Genomic DNA, 17,339 nt, shown 5'->3' with positions numbered 1-17,339 from the left:
TCCATGCGTAGGTCCTTTTTATTGGTCTTGGATAAGTCATCCGAGAACAGTATAAAGGATTTTTTTGTACATGAATAGCTTTATAGCAATGCTTTTAATGATTTGAAGTTCTTTGCAACACTAGTGAGTCAAAATAAAAAAGAAGACTGCACGTAGCAATCTTCTCACGTTAAAATGAAATTAGTGAGTCGTCACTTTAAAACTCGTCTGACTCTTGAACGTTTTGTGAGCCGGTAAGATGATATCCCCGAACCCATGCTCCAACGCGCCTGGTGAGACTTGCGTTTCTAACGTCAAGCCGCCATGATACGCAAGTTTTTGACCATGCATTTCTGGTAACGGATCAAACTGCGCAGTAAAGATCACTACACTTGGTTCATCCGTCAACAGTTCAACTTTGATATCTTCTGCAGGTGATACTAAAACTGCTTGCGGTTCTGCTTTTTCTAAAAAGAATGGATGATCCAAGCCGCCGACTAATGTATTTTGTTCATAATCGGTGTCAAAAACTTGCGCGACTTTTTCCCCGCGGCGAAAATCAAACGGCGTTCCCGCCACGGAGCGGACTTCCCCAGTCGCCAATGTGTCAGCGTCCACTACCGCAAATTTCTCACTGGCTAACTGCAAAGTATGCTCCCCCACATTTTGTGTTACATCGCCGGTCAAATTGAAGTAGACATGGTTAGTCGGGTTAAACAAAGTGGCGATATCGCTTTTTGCTTCATATTCGACTTGCCACACATTGTCATTCGTCAATGTGTAGGTAACTTTAACATCAAGATTTCCCGGAAAACCTTGCTCATCATCTAAGCTTGTATAAGTAAAAGTAACGTTTGCTTCATGCAGATTTTGTTTTGTCTCCGCTAGCCACAGTTTAGTCTCAAAATTATTCGGCCCACCATGTAACGTATTCCCTTTTTCATTTTGAGTCGTATGATACGGTTTGCCTTCAATCACAAAATTTCCATCTTTGATCCTTCCTGCAACTCGGCCGATCGTTGCCCCGATGTACGTATCTTTTTGTAAATATTCTTCGGCTGAATCAAATCCTAAAACGATATTTTTGATACCGTTTCTAGTCGGCACATAAAATGCTACGATCCGCGCACCTAGATTCGTCACGTCTAACTTGTAACCGTTATCATTTTCTAGTCGGTACAATACCGCCCCTTGCCCAAACTCTTTTTCTGTTATATTCACATTTTTCACCTCTCGTTTTTTCTGTTTTTATTCTAACACAAGTCATTCTTTTCCAACAAACGGCTATTCCAGATGCAAATTTCTGAAAAAAACATTCTTTATCGTTTTGTTTTTATTGTAATTTAATAAAAATATCGTTAGAATTAATATATAATCGTTATTTTTGGAGGTGGAAAATGCAAGTCTTTGGCGAATATATCAAAAATCGTCGTTTGAAGCGCGGGTTAGAGCGTTGTGATTTAGCAGCTGGCGTCTGTACCGAGGATGAATTAAAAGAACTAGAAGAAAATAACTACGGGCGTTTGAAACTGATCTTGTTGCTCTGCAATCGATTAGATATTTCGTACCAGAGTATTTTCCCCGAAAAAGTTTTACAAACTCCCGAAGAATTATTGTCGATCGTCGAGACATTGAGTTTTCGTAATGAATACCAAGCCGCTTGGGAACTGTTAGATAAATACAGCCGAGGCGCGATCTTAGATGACCCTGCATTAGCTGGAAAATTATTGTATTTCAAAGGCTATACGATCTTAAATGCCAAAGGGGACCTCAAAGAAGCGATCTATTATTTTCAGCGCACCTTGACGTTGACCCATGAAGAAAGCACTTATGAATTGTTAGCTTTGAAAGGTTTAGCACACTGCTACAAAGAAAATAACGAAGAAAAACGCGCCAAATTATTTTACGAACAAGCCTTACGTTTGAAACGGATCTTCCCGGCCAATCCCAAGATGGTTCCACTGTACTACAATTCTGCACAGTTTTTAGCAGAAGGTAAACAAGGCCAAGAAAAAGCACAACGTTTGTGTGATGAAGGAATCAGCATTTTGAAAAAGGGCAATAAAACGGAAGGCCTTGATCGCTTATACTATGAAAAAGCGACGCACCTCACGAATAAAAAAGAAAAGAAAATTGATTTTTTAAAAAAAGCGGCCTACTATGCTAAGGTCAATCAAAATTATTACTTAGAAGATCTGATCGAAGATAAAAAAGATTGATCTATGACTAAAAGCTAAAAAACGCTAGCGAAGTCCTCGCTAGCGTTTTTTCGTTCAGCTAACGGGCATGACGCATCCCAGCATTTTTTCGACTGAACAAACTGATTAGAAATACGATTACCGCAAGTAGCAGACAAACTCCACCAGCGATCCAAAAAACAGATGTAAATGAGCTCAACAATTGTTCGATAAACGTTTTGACCTCGACGTTGGGCAGTTGGAGGTAGTTGGTGACATTAGCGACTGAAAGGCCAAATGGTACGGTGAGTGTCAATAAACCTGCTAGACCTAGCATCCGGCTCGTCCCACGCAGCTTCAAACGACCGCCCTTAGAAGCGCCTAATAACAATAGCCATAACACCACACTGGCGATACTAAAAATCAGCAAGGCTTGATTTGTTTGCGAACGATAACTTGCTAACTGCTGTCCGTATTGTGTTAGTTGCTGATTGTTCATGAATTGGCTGATCGAATCACCGATCGACTGACTGACACTTTGGATTCCATTCGTCACTTGATCTGTCACCGGTAATCCTTGCTGTTGCGCGTATTGCGTCAGTGCATGTTGAACATTTGTCGTCAACTGGTCTTGGCCTGTCAATTGGAAATTCGTTCCATTATACAAGCTGCCCAAATAATTTTTAACATTTTGCTCTACTAGATCTTGCGGCACGACATTTGCCAGCACATCAGACGGAACGCCATTGTCTCGTCCGTAGTTTTGAACTTGCTGGGTCAATTCATTTTGCAAAGTTTGTGTGATCCCAGACTGTGTGATCTGCTTTGCCATGTAGTCTTGATTGAACACCGTCAATTTCACACATCCTGCGACGATTGCGGCAAACAAAACGATTCCTGCTACGATCGTCAATAAAAAACGGAGTAAGCTCCCGAAAAAATTATTCATACTGTGTCTCCTCGTAATAGATAGTTTCATCTTAAGTGTAACAGATTTTTTAAATCAGACGCACCTTTAATTATAACCTACTCGCTTAATAAAATGAGAATTTGCGGCTTCGTTTAATGAAAAATTGGAAAAACCGCGCGAACATGCCGCACGGTCAAATTTCTTCTAATTCAGTTTTATCAACTAAAGTCACGTGTTTGCCATGACGAGTGATCCAGCCGGCAGTCTCCAATAATTTAAATTTACGCGACAGCGTTTCTGGGGTCGTCCCTAAAAAAGTCGCTAGCTCTTTCATCTTCATCGGAAGCGTCACATGATCACTTTCAGCGGCTTTGGCTAAATCCAATAAATAGGTCGCCAAACGTTCTTCGATCTTTTCCATCCGGAAGAATCGCTGTTGTGCTTCTAAGCCCGCCATTTTTTCAGCGTTGATCGCTAACAGTTTCAAACTCAGCTGAGGATAGGCCAACAACAACTGTTGAAAATCGCGATGTTGCAATAGACAAACTTCAGTCGACTGTAACGCTTCACCAAACAAGTTTGCATTCCGAGCACCAAACAAAGCATTTTCCCCTTCATAATCCCCCGGCTCAGCTACTCGCAACAACTGCTCTTTACCATCTGCACTCAACTGATACAATTTCAATTGGCCTCGCGCAACGATCACTAGCCGTGGATCTTGTTCAGGGGTGATGATCTGCTCACCTTTTGCAAATTTTTGATGGGTCACCAGCTGATTGATCTTTTCTTGTTCAGCCTCTGCCAAATGATTGAATAACGGCACTAAAGTCACACAGCGATGTTGCGCCATTTTCGGTCCGCTCCTTTACTCGTCCTCGTCTTCTTCCGTTAAGCCTTCTGTCAGCTCGTGTCCCAAATACGTTTGGATCGTTCGAATCTGGCGTTGATTGAAACTGAGCAGCTTGATTAAGAAAGTTTGCAAGGGATACTTGGTTTCTTTTTCCGCTAATTTGATCCCGCGAGTGATAAATAGATTTTGTGTGGTGAAATCTTTAGCCGCAGTCATCAACAATACATCAGCGGCTTCATATTTTAACTGACCACTTTCTTCGAGCATCGTATACTGTTGAAATTCTGCAGTTGTTGTCGGGATCACTTCTCCTTCATCTAACATCAGTAAAGCTAACTCGTCAACTAACTCGCTTTCTTGTTCTGCCATTTCCCCAAAAGCGGCTTGCACAAACGGACTTGCCTCACCTTGTGCGTAAAAGCGACCTTGCTGTAACTTTGCTTGATGGATCTTCAAATTAGCTATGATATGCCCGATCATGGCACCTGCAGTTGGGGTGTGATGATCGTGTTCACTTTGTTTTAATTCAGCGGCATATTTTTCAGCAGCGTTTTTCATCAGCTAGACCTCCTTAACTTTGACTGATTCGACATCGTAACCTAACGCTTCGATCACTTGCTTCAAATCGTCCGCACTTGTTTGCTCGCTGTTGATTTCGGCTTTGACTTTGCTGGCATTGAACAACACTTTCGCTTTTTCCACGCCGGCTTGTTTGCTGACAGCACTTTCGATTTTTTGCATACAAGATGGACATGTTAACCCTTCTAATTGTAAAATCACTTTTTTCATCATGATTCCTTCTTTCTTTTCTTCTATTGTAAAGCGAGGCAACTTAAAAAAAATTGACCGCTATCAAGTTTCACCAAATTTTTTTAACTGGCTTGTTCCGGTGTTACTACTTTGTTTTGAGCAGCTTGTTTCACGTGAAATCGCAACAGGCGCATCCCATTTAAAATCACGACTAAAATACTGGCTTCATGCACGAACATCCCGCTAGCTAAATACACATAGCCGGCTACTAACCCGATCAGTAAAAACACGACCGTCGCTAATGCCAATGCGATATTTTCTTTCATGTTGGCGACAGTCTTTTTCGTCAATCCATACGCGTGGACTAAACTAGAAAAATCAGAACGCATCAACACGATATCAGAAGTTTCCAGCGCGACATCTGTGCCACTGCCCATCGCGATCCCGATATCAGCAGTCGCCAGTGCCGGGCTGTCATTGATCCCATCCCCAATAAACGCGACTTTGCCAGTTTGTTGAAATTTTTTCACCCAATCAACTTTTTCTTGCGGCAAAAGTTCCGCATAAACTTGGTCGATCCCTAGCTCGTCTGCTAAAACTTGTGCTGTTTGTTGATTATCGCCAGTTAGCATTACCGTTTGTTTGATTCCCATTTGTTTCAACTGAGCCAAACTTTCAGCTACCCCTGCTCGTGGTGCGTCCGAAATACCCAAAATCAACCGAACCTCACCTGCAATTGCCACTAGAACTAACGAAGCTGCTGCTTGTTGGATCATAGTGATTTGTTTTTGTTGGGCGGCATTTAACGAGATCTGTGCTTCAGTCAATAACGCTGCATTCCCAACTAAGACCGTTTGATCGGCAACGACTGCTGCGATCCCACGCCCGCTGATGACTTTTGTCTCGCTGACTGCAGGCACATTTTTCTGTCCAGCAAAAGCCGTCACAGCTTGAGCTAACGGATGATCCGACTCCGCTTCAACTGCTTGTACGACTTGTAAACTTTCCATCTTGTCACCGTAAAAATAACTTTGGGTCACAGTGGGGGTTCCTTTAGTCAGTGTTCCCGTCTTATCAAATAAAACTGTCTCCACTTGACTAAACGTATCCAACACTTCACCGCCTTTTAACAACACGCCATGTTTAGCACCATTACCGATGCCTGCAACATTGGAGACGGGCACCCCGATCACTAAAGCTCCCGGACAACCCAAGACCAGTAACGTGATCGCTAAAGGAAAATCTCGGGTAATCACGTACACGATCACGCTTAACAACAAAACTGCCGGCGTATAAAAGCGAGCAAACTTATCGATAAAATTTTCCATGCCTGATTTCGCATCTTGCGCTTCTTCCACTAATTCGATGATCTTACCAAAAGTCGTATCTTCTCCGACTTTTTGCGCTTCAATCGTCAACGTTCCATTTGCAACGAACGAACCCGCAAAAACCGTTGCGCCAGTCATTTTTTTCACTGGTCGTGCTTCTCCAGTGATACTCGCTTCATTGACAAAGCCGGCGCCAGTTACGATCACACCATCAACGGGAACTTGACCGCCCGTTTTCACTAGCAAATGATCTCCGACTTCCACATCGTCCACCGCAACTTCTTCGGTCGCCTGACCTTTGACGACTAACGCTTTAGTCGGTGCTAACTGCGTTAAAGCTTTAATCGAGTGCCGTGTCTTCTCCAACGTTTTCTTCTCTAAAAAACTACCAAACAAAAATAAAAATGTGACAATCGCTGATTCATGGTACTCACCGATCATAAATGCACCTAAAACGGCGATTGAGACTAACAATTCAATGCTGATGACTTTGACCCGCAACGCTTGATAGGCCCGCCACATGATGGGGATCGCCCCAATAATTGACGCGATGATCAAAAAGATCGCCCCGACATTTGCCAATTGTAATCCGCGTTGAACTAAAAAACTTAAGACGATCAAACTACCACTTGCAAGAGTGATCCCTTCATTATGTTGTTGCAAAAACCGCTGTACTTTCATCTCATAAACTCCCTTCTTGCTTACAAACCCAGTGTAGTCCATTACCCGATAGTTTAACTTGACCGCCATCAAGAAAAAGAAATTTAGTCAAAAAAAAGAGCCGGACATCTGTCCTGACTCTCTTCTTGTTAGTTAGTCTGCATAAGCTTTAAAACCAACGCCTTCATCGTGCCAACCAGCTTTTATCAGCGCATCTTTTTCACCCGTACTGAGCGTGAAGTGATGAGCTCCGGCTTTCGCGTTGGGGTTATATAACCGATAAACAGGCTGTCCATCATTTGCGGCGTAAAATCCAACATTATCATCATGCCAACCAAGCGCTAAAAGATTTTCTAACTCGCCGACATTCGTCAAATAATGATGATCCCCTGCATTCGGATTATAAATCCGATGGACATAGTTAACCATCGAAGCCCCCGGTGCATAATCCGGCATTTTAAAAGCTAATCCTTCATCTTGCCAGCCAAAATCAATCAATGCAGCTCGCTCGTAATTACTCGGTGTGAACAGATGCTCTCCCGTATTAGGGTTGTATAAACGAGAAATCGCTACTTTGGGTGTTGCTGGAGCCAAAGTCGGACCATCTGCAACTGCTTCAGCTGAGCGTCCTAGACCAACTATCCCAATGCCCAAACAAATTAATGAGAAGCTAGCTAATAATTTTTTCATTTTAAATTCTCCTTTCAAAATTTAATATATTAACATTTTTGTATCCGGTTTAAAATAATTTTTTTGAAAAACAATCAAAAAAATTATTATAAAAATTCCCAATGCAATTTCATACTATAGTTTTTACAGAATTTCCTAATCTATTTAAATCTTAAGATTAGAAAATATTTATTGTTAAATTAATACTGATATCAAACAAAAAGATTTCTATCTCCATCCTTAAATAATGAGCTATCTCATGGAATAAGACTCTTTCCTTAATTCTATCATCAAACACTCTGCTTTCAAATTTTTAACTCGTTAATCAGTCATTAAAAAATTAGAACTAGATAAAATAAAAAGAGCTTAGGCTATTCGCCTAGCTCTCAGTACTAATTGTTATCCATTTGACCTTTAATTTACTCCTCTGATTACAAATCAATCACTTTATTTCGCTAATGATTGTTTCGTTAGAACGAAATACAGACGGATAACTATCGTCAACAGTAACAAACTGATAAAAAGAATAGCCAGTAAATAAACAAGTGCTGCCCCACTAATCGCATAAATACTTACTAAATGGTTACTGATCAAAGTTGCAATTAGTGCAGCAACTGTATACACATAGATTAACAAGCGTTGCCGACCAAAAACAGTTAGCACGTATACTAAGAAAGTTGCTAAACTATTAATTCCACCACCTAGAATTAATAAAATAAATTGCAGCTTATATGGATTTAAGTTTACATTATAAATAATTCCTAAAACAGGAATTCCCACTAAGTACCCACCGACGATTGCGATGATTGTCAACCCCACAATGATACCGACGATTTTCAACACAATTTTTTTAAATGCTGTGTATTCTTTTTGTAGCCAATGCGTCGAAATTTTTGTATACATTGGTACTAATACGAACGACATAAATAATGTAATAATAGCAGACGGCATGAATAAAATATTATAAATCGATTGAATTTTATCAGCTAAGAAAAGCTCGATCGAGTTTTTTGGAATATTCACGATATAGTTGGTTAAAAATGCACTTAAAAAAATCGGGGTACATTCCTTTAGTAACTGAATAACTCTTTTTAGCGGGACTGATTGTTTTGAATACCCAATCATTTGTACCCATTGATAGTCAACTAAAAGTAGCCACCCAATTGAAAGGATTGCTGCACTACCAATAGCTAGTCGCATATCACCTGTTAGAAACAAAATAATCGTAAACAGCAGATCATAACTAACGATTCGGAAAAAATAGGATTTCCCTGATAAGTCGAGTCGCTCACGTTTTTGTAAAAAGCCAGCTAATACATCTGCGATCGTCTCGCCACACATCAGAAAAGTCAACAGCAGGGACACAACTAATTTAATCTGACTTACACCTAAAATAGCAGAGTAAACGATACTACCTAGTAACATCATTACAATCGTGAAAAGCTTGACTTGGAAATAGCTTTTATCAGAATAACGACTTTCTATATCAGCTACTTGAAAATTTCGTGTACCATACAGCCCAACTGCGTACATCTGTTGACAGACTGCCCAACCGATTGAAAAAATTCCTGCCTGTGAAGGACCGAGGACGCGTGTCACAACTAATAACAAATAGACCGAAGAAGCTGCGTAGGTAAATGTCCCAGTACTATACCATAATGAGCTTTTTTTTAAATCTGTTGGCTTAGAAAATTGACTTGCAAGTATCTTTTTCATAATTACCTCTAATTGTTAGTCTCTTGGCTCTTCACATAAAATTTCATCAAAAACTTTGCCACTGGCTTAGGCCAATACAGCTGATACATCTTTAAATCTTCAGCCGTTCGTGAATTATTTTCGATTGAATTCGTTGTTTCCGATTCATTATGGATTCGGTGATACATCAATGGTTCATCCACAAACCCAAAACTACCTGAACGTTTACCAATATCATACCAAGCTTTCCAATCTAACGACACTTTCATCTTTTCATCAAAGCGAAAGTCGGCTAAATTTTTTAAATCATAAGAGACTGCTGGACAAGAGATTGCATTGCCAAACGCCAAGACACGTTGCCGCAAAAACTTCCAGCTCGGAAAGACACTAATCGTTTTCAACATAGCTCGTTTGATTTTGAGATTTTCGTTGGCTGGAATGACTTTCCCATTTTTCCATTCACGATAGTCAGAATAAACGATCAAACGATCCTCTTTTCTTTCAAACTCCGCGACGACCTTTTCAGCATACTCAGGCAAATACAGGTCATCTTGATGTGCGATCGTCGCATAACGAGTCTTAACAAAAGACAATGCGTTATTCCAATCTTTACCAATTCCACCACCTTTTTTGCTAAAACACGTTAACTGATACTGATCACACATTTGTTGGATATAGTCATTAGGCGTTGAAGTGTAAACGATCACTTGTGTCGGACGACTTTGATTTAACACCGACTGGATACATTCTTCTAAATAGCGACTTTCTTTATAAGCACAAATGACAAATGTATGGTTACTACTCTCCATGATGGTCTTGCTCCTCTTTTGATTTCAACATTGAGATCTCTTGGATTAAGGTAATGATCTGCGTGTGTTGTTTGGACGATTGGATCGAATGAATCAGTCCTTGCAACAATAAAAAGAAAACTGCTAGAAATAATAAGAAATTCGAGGTTAACTGAAAGCCTAATAATTGGGCGAAATACTCAGGTATGCTAGGGATCAAAGCAAAAACAACTAATCCTGCTGCAATAAGCAGCCACAGCCATGCATTCGACAATAAAAAAGTATTTTTATTGATATTACGTATCACGAAATACAGGAAAAAAATAGCTGCGATAAGCATTACAATTGAAAAAATATCCATTAGTCAGTCTCCTTCATAAATGTCGCTACTAAAATCGACAAGCAAACTTCTGTCATGTAACGAATGGATTTGAACGGCGTGATAGAAGAAGTCCCACCTTGTCGTTCAAACATATTCACCCCGACTTCTTGTACTTTTAATCGTCGTTTAAGCGTATGGACAATCGTTTCAGGTTCAGGGTATTTGACTGGGTAACGATGAGCAAAAAGATTCAGTACTTTTTTATCTGCTGCTCGATAGCCGGAAGTTGTATCATAAACTTTAAATCCAGTCACTAGCTTAATAAAGAACGAAATAACTTTCACTCCCAGCCGTCGCATAAAACTCGTTTGAAATTGTGAAGTACTCCCCTTAACAAAACGAGAGCCAATCGTCAAATTAGCTTTTCCACTCATGATTGGAGCCAATAACTGATTAAGCGAGTTGATATCATGCTGTCCATCACCATCAAACTGAACAGCGATATCATATTGATTTCTAGCCGCGTATTTATAACCAGTTTGCACAGCTCCACCAATCCCTAGATTAAGAATCAAATGAATTGCGTTGATCTGGTGTTTTACTAACAGTTCTTTAGTTCGATCCGTTGAGCAATCATTGATGACCAAATAGTCCAATTGATAATCAACAGATTGTTTAAATGTTTCAATTGCTTGAATAGTTTTTAAAATACTGTCTTCCTCATTGTATGCAGGAATAATCAATAATACTTTCATTTTTTCTTCCTTTACTTTTGTTTTACCAACCAACTTTTGATATTAGAGACAATAAGGGACTAAGATTTTTGACCATACATAATAAATAAGGAATCCCAAAGCTAAAAGTAACGTACCTAGATGAATCGCTTTTTTAGAAAAAGTATTTTGAATTTTACATGTAGACAACACAATGAACATTGGGAAGATCATAGGATACATGTAGCGCGCTTGAAATCCTTCCACTGTTCCAGAACCAACTGGAGTAAATGTAATATACAACGCTGTAGCTGATAAGATTCCAATACAAATCGCTTGAAAAATTTGAACCACTTTTTCAAATCCAGTCAAATAAATCCGTTCATCAACTTGCGCAACGCCAGTTTCCTCTACATCAAATAAACTTAAGAAGATCACAATGCCCCAACTCAATAAAACTAAAAATGGATTAAGCGGAATCAAATGGCCTAAGCTGCCAAAAAAGTCATACGCATAATGGAAAGTACTGTCTGCATAAAATTGTGCTAGTGTTCCTATATATGAAATCGGATGATGAAAGATCAGTGACATCTGCTTAGCAGGATCAGCCCCCGCCACCCCCCATTGATCAATTCCTTGAACAGATGAGTAATAGTAAGTAGCTACACTAACAACTACTAAAATAAGTGAAATCAAACTAGCATAACCAAGAAATTGTTTTTTATTTTTGAAATTTTCCTTTTTCAGTAGGAAGAACATCAGTAATACTGGTGCATACGTTACTTTGAAAATGATGATCAAAGCAAGCAACAACGTAATAATTGCAAAGGTTAAGGGAGAAAGTCTTTGCCTTTTCACCCGTAACTTCATAATAATGCTCCAAGCAAGGAGTAAAATCCCCACTAAGATCCCATCAAATCCATTAGCAGAAGCTGTGTACAAAATCACCGGTTGCAATGCAAAAAAAGTAAATAGACGCTTACGTTGTGGCACGATTCGAATCGCAAGAAAAGCTAACAAAGCATAACATAATACATTTGCGATCCGTCCTAACCAAATATAAGCAATACTTGGTAAGTGCAGAAACTTGGCTACATTTAATCCAACTGCTTCTGGTAAATATTGAATAAATGTATAACTAGCTGCTGTTGAAGCAACTTGTGGATTGACCAATTTACTATTTTGCTTATTATCTAGTGAAGACCAAAAACTTTGGTACTCAGGATAAGAAGCATACGTTTTTATCCCCTGACCTGAATAAGAATATAAATTCGTGATCTGATTAGGTAATTCAACTCGTTCACCATTATCAAAATCTAAGTTCCCATCTGCCACACTCAATGCTTTAATAACATGCTGCTGTTCATCAAATGTAGAACCTGGCGGCAAGACAACAGCCGAAAGTGAGCCAAATAGTAAAATTGCAAAAAAAGCAAATAAGGCATAATTCTGACTGCTTATAAAAAGAAGTGTGCCCAAAACAAACAACAAACTTATCATCATAAAAATAAAGCGAATCCAATTGAAGTTTAAGCGATTGGCCGCATAAGTCTTGACTCGTAGTCTCTGTCTTTTGACTTCACTAAAGGTCAAAGTCAATTTTCCTCGTAAATTTTTCACATTAAAAAAAGTGCTGCGCTTATTATCAAGCGCTCGAGTACTTACGTCTTGCCCCTTTTGTGATAAGCGAATACTAGCTTTAGGATCACTCTCTCCACTTGGTAACAACTCTAAAGTAGACACATCTTTCGAACCAAGATCAACAGTTACAGTTGCTTCTTTCATCGGGTCTTTTAAAATCAATTTATCTTTTTCTATTTTTGCGTTCTTTACGGCACTGATTTTTGGTTGATAATTTGATTTTTCATGAAACCAGTAAAAATGATTAAAGCCAAATAATTCTACAAGTAATGAAAGCCCCACCGATAATACAATTATTATAACTACTTTTTGCACTTTCGTTAGCTTCGAATGCGGAATCCTTTTTTGCATTTTCTTCTCCCATCATTTCATTTTCTGAAATTCACTCAAGTTAGTATAGCATGGGCTTTATTGACAAAAAAGTTATCTTAATCAAATTATAGTTTATTTCTTAAGTGAGATTATAATTTATACATGCATTTAGTAGCTTAGAAATATTCTAAATGATAGGAGAAAAAGGCGACTGTCTTTAAGGTAAGTTATTTACTATTCCACAGTTCTTCTCTATAATTCAATCAATGGTTCAATACCTAAAATTAGCCAAGTGATAATTAAACTTTTAGATTAAGGTGAAAAAAATTGAGAAAACAACGAACTACTTCAAATTTCCATTTATCGCACTTCAAGCTGAAGTCATTTATTTATGAACATCGTTACGCGATCGCGCTCGTCTTTGGCATTTATCTGCTAGCACTGTTTGCAATCGAAAAAGCAAATTTCCCTTACTTGGATGATGTCAATCGACAAGTAAATGGCCAAGCCGGCTTTGGGATTGCTTACTCTCGCTGGGTCAGTGAATATTTTTCTTGGATCGTTCAAGGAAGCCGCCACCTCACCGATGCTGGTCTTGCTTCAAGTTTAATGACTGGCACTTTTCTTTCTGTAGCCAGCTTACTTGCGGTCTACACATTAAACCATCGGCAGTTAAAGCCCATCCCGTTAATCGTCTCCACTTTGATCGGACTCAATCCTTGGTATTTACAAAGTCTCAGCTTTCGTTTTGATGCTCCTTACATGGCGTTAAGTATTCTTTTTTCGATCCTACCTTTTTTATGGTGGGGGAAAAATCCACTACTTTTCTTTAGTTGTTCGTTTTTAGGTGTCCTAGGCGTCTGCAACAGTTACCAGTCCTCATCTGGGATCTATATCGTGATGGTCTTAGCTTTCTTATATCAAGAATTACTTCAAAACAAACCATTTATAAAGGAAATAAAAAAAGCACTGCTCGCTATGCTTGCTTATATTTTAGCCATGGTTGCTGATTTGATGATTGTTTCCTTCAACCCCGAAATCTCTGAGCGCGGTGACATGATCAAAGTGGCTAAGCTCACAAAATTCCCTGAAACGATCGCAACAAATATCAGTAAATATTTCTCGATCATTGTAAAAGACAGTGCCACTCACTGGCTCTACCTCGCCCTTGTTTTGTTAATTATCTTTATCTTGTCAAGTCTAGCTTTTGCTAACATCCGTCCAGCTAAAGCATTTCTTTATACGGTTGTTTATTTGATTTTGGGAACTGTTTTGAGTTACGGGATCTTTTTGATTTTTGAGAAAAACTTAGCTGAATTAGAGCCGCGTTATAGTTACGGGTTCGGCGTTTTCGTGGCGATCACCCTCATTATGTTGAGTCAAAAGTCTTGGCCAAACTTCTGGGGAACAGCTAAAAATCTGCTTATCTTGTGGTTTGCGTTTTATGTTCTTTATTTTCCTTTTGTCTACGCTGTCGCATTAGCCGATCAAAAAGATTCTTTTGAACGTCAAAGCATCATGCTGGCAAATGATTTGCGCCCACTAGTCAACAAAGAACGAACACATGTGTATGTCAATCGTTTCTTTTATGAATCGCGAATCGTAAAAAGCGATGCTAAAGATTACCCAATCATCACACGACTCGTTCCTAAAAACAATAGCTTGATTTGGACCAACCGTATGTTGTTTGGCCGCTATTCACAACTAAATGTAACGATCAACCAATTTTCATTTACTGACTTTTATAAAGCAGACAAAAAGATCCCCCTTAAAAACCCAACTTATAAAATCTATACCAATAAAAATCAGATCTTTATTCAGATGAAAGATAAACTGCCTAAGCAAAAGGGGTTTTAATCACTTAAAAAAACAACTCAAACAAGACCCGAAAGAATCGGGTCTTGTTTGAGTTGTTAGTCTTAGCGATCAAACTATTTATTCTACTTAATTAGATGATTCTATTTCTAAGTAGTTCTATAACAAAATCATACGTTGGATTTGGCTCTTTCCAATTAAAGGTCGGCATATTTTTACCATGATTCGCATTATAGATTGATTGCAATACGTTGATTTGGTTGGCATCTACTAAAGCGAAGATATTCTCACCATTGTAGTAATAGGTGCCGGTACTATAAGTAAAAAGACAATCCATTGCAATAATCTGCTTTTTAGGATCAGGAACCTCAAACATTTTCCCATTTAAGAATAGGTCAGCTTCTGCATTTCTACGCCGAACTAATCCAGGTAAAATCTCGCCTCCTGCATGACAGTACAGTTTCATTTCAGCAGCAGCTGCTTCCCATTGCCGAGAATTGATATAGCTAAGAAGTGTCGAACCTGCTAAAATCGCAGCTCCCAAATTGAAATTAAAACTGGCTAATGCATCAAATTGATTTTGATTGAGTTGCACGGTCACATAGCGAAAAATCCCACCGGCTGCAATTTGCGCATCATCAGCCAAAAACTTATCTGCTTGTGCTTGAGAAATTTGCATCCCCGGATAAACACCACTCGTATGACCATAACCAATCGTCCAGACACCGACTGAATCTTGATAAGCCGTCAGCCGTACACCTTCAAATTCCTTAATCAGATTTAAGCCATTTGCTGAGACAATCATTCCTTCATTTGCCATATTTATTCACCTGCTTCTGTTGAAATGTCTTCTTCTGCTGGCTGAGCTTGCGCTTTTTCTAGTTTGGCTTTTAATGCTGAAACATCCACTTTATGACGGAAAACATCTAATAATAAGCCAGAAGTTGGGTTCGGCGCATTCCAATCAAAAGTCGGCATATCTTTCCCAGTATTCGCATTATAAATCGCTTGTAAAATATTGATTTGTGCTGGATCAGTTAGCACATACAACGCATCCCCGCTGCAAAAATAAGTTGCTCCACCATTTGAGTATAAACAAAACATTTTATTTCCTCCTGTCGTTTGAGTATCATCTGATACACCATGTTCAATAATTACGATTGGATCTAGCCACGTTCCATCATTTGTAAATGCAGACGCTTGAGCTGCCAACCATTCTTTTTTCGTAATTCCTAAATGTAAATGACTCGTATTTCTCGTTCCAATCACTTGACCCACTGCTACTTGCTGCCCAACACTCACATGAATATTTGCTGTGCTAGTTCCAAATTCTTGGTAAACAATATAGTAGCCATTATCTGTTAACGTTACGATAACTGTCCCAAGAGCTTCATAGCCTGCCGGTGCAAATCCTGCATAGACTACTTCGCCATCATGAATCGCATGCATTTCAGTTCCTGGATATTTTGCAGAACCGAAGTCAAACCCATCATGAAAGTTCGTATTGCCTCTTGGATAGCTAGTAAAGCCAAATTGTTGTCCTTCTTCATAACCAGCATAGCCGCCTGAAAAAGGCCAACCCCATCCATTTGCCATAAATTATCCCATCTTTCTATTCATTCTTGGAGTCGCGTTTCTCCAGATTGCAATTGCAATTTATATAAAAATACTAATTACTAGTATTTCTACCAAATTAACGACTTATAAATAATAGATTTATAAGTTTTTGGAAGACGATTCATTTTTTCAACGCGTCTTCACTTATACTGTGAATTGCTTTTCTGAGATGTGACCTAACTTTTTAAATTAATTTGAAAAATGATTCATCTCATTTATCATCTTTCATTTATTACTGTGGGAATTATTTTATGGATGTGACCTTGGCTAGTTATTTTCTTCAAGAAATTTTTTAAAGGACCTTCGAATACGTTGGACTTTTTTTCGCGCTGAGGCATCGTATTCATCTGCAATCTTTAATTTGATCACTGCTTCTTTTGGCGTAAAGCCATAAATCAGTAAGCGTAAAAAGTTATAGTTCGTTCGATTAACGCTTGCATATTTTTCTAATTCTTCTAGCAAATAAAATCGTTCTTCATCCATCCCTGTCGAATTATAGGAAGTTTCTGGGAGCTCATCAGTTGACGACCAACGCGCCCCTTCATAAGTCACCCCATCTTTATCCGTCTGATCGGCTGACTTTTTTTTATACAGCTGCCAAACCGCACGTTCTGAAAAAAATAAACGGTGCAACAACACCGATTTAAATGTTGAAGTTTCAATTGAAGGATAATCTTCAATTGCTTGCCAAGTTGACAATCTAAAATTGCTATAAAAATCTTCGAATGGAATATAAACTCCTGTAGCTTCTGCTTTATATTTAGCCGCTGTAGCACGTTTACTCAAATAATCCTCCAAACAAGAAAAAAGTTCTTCAAAATTTTTATTATCAGGACAATTAACATAGTCAGTTAACTTTTCATCTACTTCTTCCCAAAACTCCATATCCGTGCCCTCCCCTATTCATTCTTAACACCCAATCTCGTCTAACGTAATTGCCAACAAATTTTTATTCACGCAATTTTCAATTTTTGTAAAATTGTTCTTGCTCTATTTTTTAGTCAAACAAGATACAGTCAGCCTGAGCTAATATTCTTTCTTTTCTAAATCTACTGTGTGCTGTAATTTTGAATTCGTGACATTTTCAGTCATCATTTTTCAAAAAGTACATTA

17 protein-coding genes are annotated in these 17,339 nt (G+C 38.8%); 2 read left to right on the top strand and 15 right to left on the bottom strand.

Translation table 11 applies throughout. The features are described from left to right. Nucleotides 1-180: 180 nt before the first annotated feature. Nucleotides 181-1,200: an aldose epimerase family protein gene (locus tag GVJ38_RS11855; protein ID WP_159723366.1), complete on the bottom strand. Its 1,020-nt coding sequence runs from the start codon at nucleotides 1,198-1,200 to the stop codon at nucleotides 181-183. Nucleotides 1,201-1,376: 176 nt separating this feature from the next. Between GVJ38_RS11855 and GVJ38_RS11850 the strand changes: the two genes are divergently transcribed. Beyond that, nucleotides 1,377-2,198, top strand: coding sequence for a hypothetical protein (locus tag GVJ38_RS11850; protein WP_159723365.1), 822 nt, complete (start codon nucleotides 1,377-1,379; stop codon nucleotides 2,196-2,198). 58 nt (nucleotides 2,199-2,256) lie between these two features. On the opposite strand, the gene GVJ38_RS11845 is transcribed toward GVJ38_RS11850, so the two are convergent. From GVJ38_RS11845 to GVJ38_RS11795, 11 genes are all read right to left on the bottom strand, one after another. Then, nucleotides 2,257-3,105 carry a hypothetical protein gene (locus tag GVJ38_RS11845; RefSeq protein WP_159723364.1) on the bottom strand — a complete coding sequence of 283 codons (849 nt, stop codon included), beginning with the start codon at nucleotides 3,103-3,105 and terminating at the stop codon, nucleotides 2,257-2,259. Nucleotides 3,106-3,259: 154 nt separating this feature from the next. Continuing rightward, nucleotides 3,260-3,916: a Crp/Fnr family transcriptional regulator gene (locus GVJ38_RS11840; protein ID WP_159723363.1), complete on the bottom strand. Its 657-nt coding sequence runs from the start codon at nucleotides 3,914-3,916 to the stop codon at nucleotides 3,260-3,262. 15 nt (nucleotides 3,917-3,931) lie between these two features. Then, nucleotides 3,932-4,474: a ferritin-like domain-containing protein gene (locus tag GVJ38_RS11835; RefSeq protein WP_159723362.1), complete on the bottom strand. Its 543-nt coding sequence runs from the start codon at nucleotides 4,472-4,474 to the stop codon at nucleotides 3,932-3,934. A gap of 3 nt (nucleotides 4,475-4,477) precedes the next feature. Then, nucleotides 4,478-4,705 (bottom strand): heavy-metal-associated domain-containing protein, encoded by a 228-nt coding sequence (locus GVJ38_RS11830; RefSeq protein ID WP_159723361.1) that lies wholly within the window; start codon nucleotides 4,703-4,705, stop codon nucleotides 4,478-4,480. An 83-nt stretch (nucleotides 4,706-4,788) separates the two neighbouring features. Then, the gene (locus tag GVJ38_RS11825) at nucleotides 4,789-6,675 is read right to left on the bottom strand and encodes a heavy metal translocating P-type ATPase (RefSeq protein WP_159723360.1); all 1,887 of its coding nucleotides are present in this window, start codon (nucleotides 6,673-6,675) and stop codon (nucleotides 4,789-4,791) included. 132 nt (nucleotides 6,676-6,807) lie between these two features. Then, complete coding sequence (locus GVJ38_RS11820) at nucleotides 6,808-7,344, bottom strand: hypothetical protein (RefSeq protein WP_159723359.1); 537 nt, start codon at nucleotides 7,342-7,344, stop codon at nucleotides 6,808-6,810. A 426-nt stretch (nucleotides 7,345-7,770) separates the two neighbouring features. Then, nucleotides 7,771-9,039 (bottom strand): lipopolysaccharide biosynthesis protein, encoded by a 1,269-nt coding sequence (locus GVJ38_RS11815; protein WP_159723358.1) that lies wholly within the window; start codon nucleotides 9,037-9,039, stop codon nucleotides 7,771-7,773. Between the two features lie 8 nt (nucleotides 9,040-9,047). After that, a complete protein-coding gene (locus GVJ38_RS11810; protein ID WP_159723357.1) occupies nucleotides 9,048-9,827 on the bottom strand; it encodes a glycosyltransferase in 780 nt (259 codons plus the stop codon). After that, nucleotides 9,817-10,167 carry a DUF2304 domain-containing protein gene (locus GVJ38_RS11805; protein ID WP_159723356.1) on the bottom strand — a complete coding sequence of 117 codons (351 nt, stop codon included), beginning with the start codon at nucleotides 10,165-10,167 and terminating at the stop codon, nucleotides 9,817-9,819. Before GVJ38_RS11805 ends, GVJ38_RS11810 begins: the two co-directional genes overlap by 11 nt. Continuing rightward, nucleotides 10,167-10,883 carry a glycosyltransferase family 2 protein gene (locus GVJ38_RS11800; protein WP_159723355.1) on the bottom strand — a complete coding sequence of 239 codons (717 nt, stop codon included), beginning with the start codon at nucleotides 10,881-10,883 and terminating at the stop codon, nucleotides 10,167-10,169. The genes GVJ38_RS11805 and GVJ38_RS11800 overlap by 1 nt, the downstream gene beginning before the upstream one ends. A gap of 42 nt (nucleotides 10,884-10,925) precedes the next feature. After that, nucleotides 10,926-12,833, bottom strand: coding sequence for a DUF2142 domain-containing protein (locus GVJ38_RS11795; protein WP_159723354.1), 1,908 nt, complete (start codon nucleotides 12,831-12,833; stop codon nucleotides 10,926-10,928). A gap of 288 nt (nucleotides 12,834-13,121) precedes the next feature. Here GVJ38_RS11795 and GVJ38_RS11790 point away from each other — a divergent pair, with 288 nt between their 5' ends. Further along, complete coding sequence (locus tag GVJ38_RS11790) at nucleotides 13,122-14,651, top strand: glucosyltransferase domain-containing protein (protein ID WP_159723353.1); 1,530 nt, start codon at nucleotides 13,122-13,124, stop codon at nucleotides 14,649-14,651. 91 nt (nucleotides 14,652-14,742) lie between these two features. Here the strand turns inward: GVJ38_RS11790 and GVJ38_RS11785 are convergent, their stop codons facing one another. From GVJ38_RS11785 to bacL2, 3 genes are all read right to left on the bottom strand, one after another. Further along, entirely contained in the window at nucleotides 14,743-15,429 is a 687-nt protein-coding gene (locus tag GVJ38_RS11785) for a lysozyme (protein WP_159723352.1), read from the bottom strand. Nucleotides 15,430-15,431: 2 nt separating this feature from the next. Further along, nucleotides 15,432-16,205: a M23 family metallopeptidase gene (locus tag GVJ38_RS11780; protein WP_159723351.1), complete on the bottom strand. Its 774-nt coding sequence runs from the start codon at nucleotides 16,203-16,205 to the stop codon at nucleotides 15,432-15,434. 288 nt (nucleotides 16,206-16,493) lie between these two features. Further along, complete coding sequence (gene bacL2 / locus GVJ38_RS11775) at nucleotides 16,494-17,111, bottom strand: BacL2 family protein (protein WP_159723350.1); 618 nt, start codon at nucleotides 17,109-17,111, stop codon at nucleotides 16,494-16,496. Nucleotides 17,112-17,339 lie beyond the last annotated feature (228 nt).

Origin of the sequence: Enterococcus sp. CSURQ0835 (assembly GCF_902706605.1) — a bacterium.
GTDB lineage: Bacteria > Bacillota > Bacilli > Lactobacillales > Enterococcaceae > Enterococcus_A.
The sequence above is the reverse complement of the archived record's forward strand: the minus strand, read 5'-3'. Positions and strand labels throughout refer to the sequence as shown.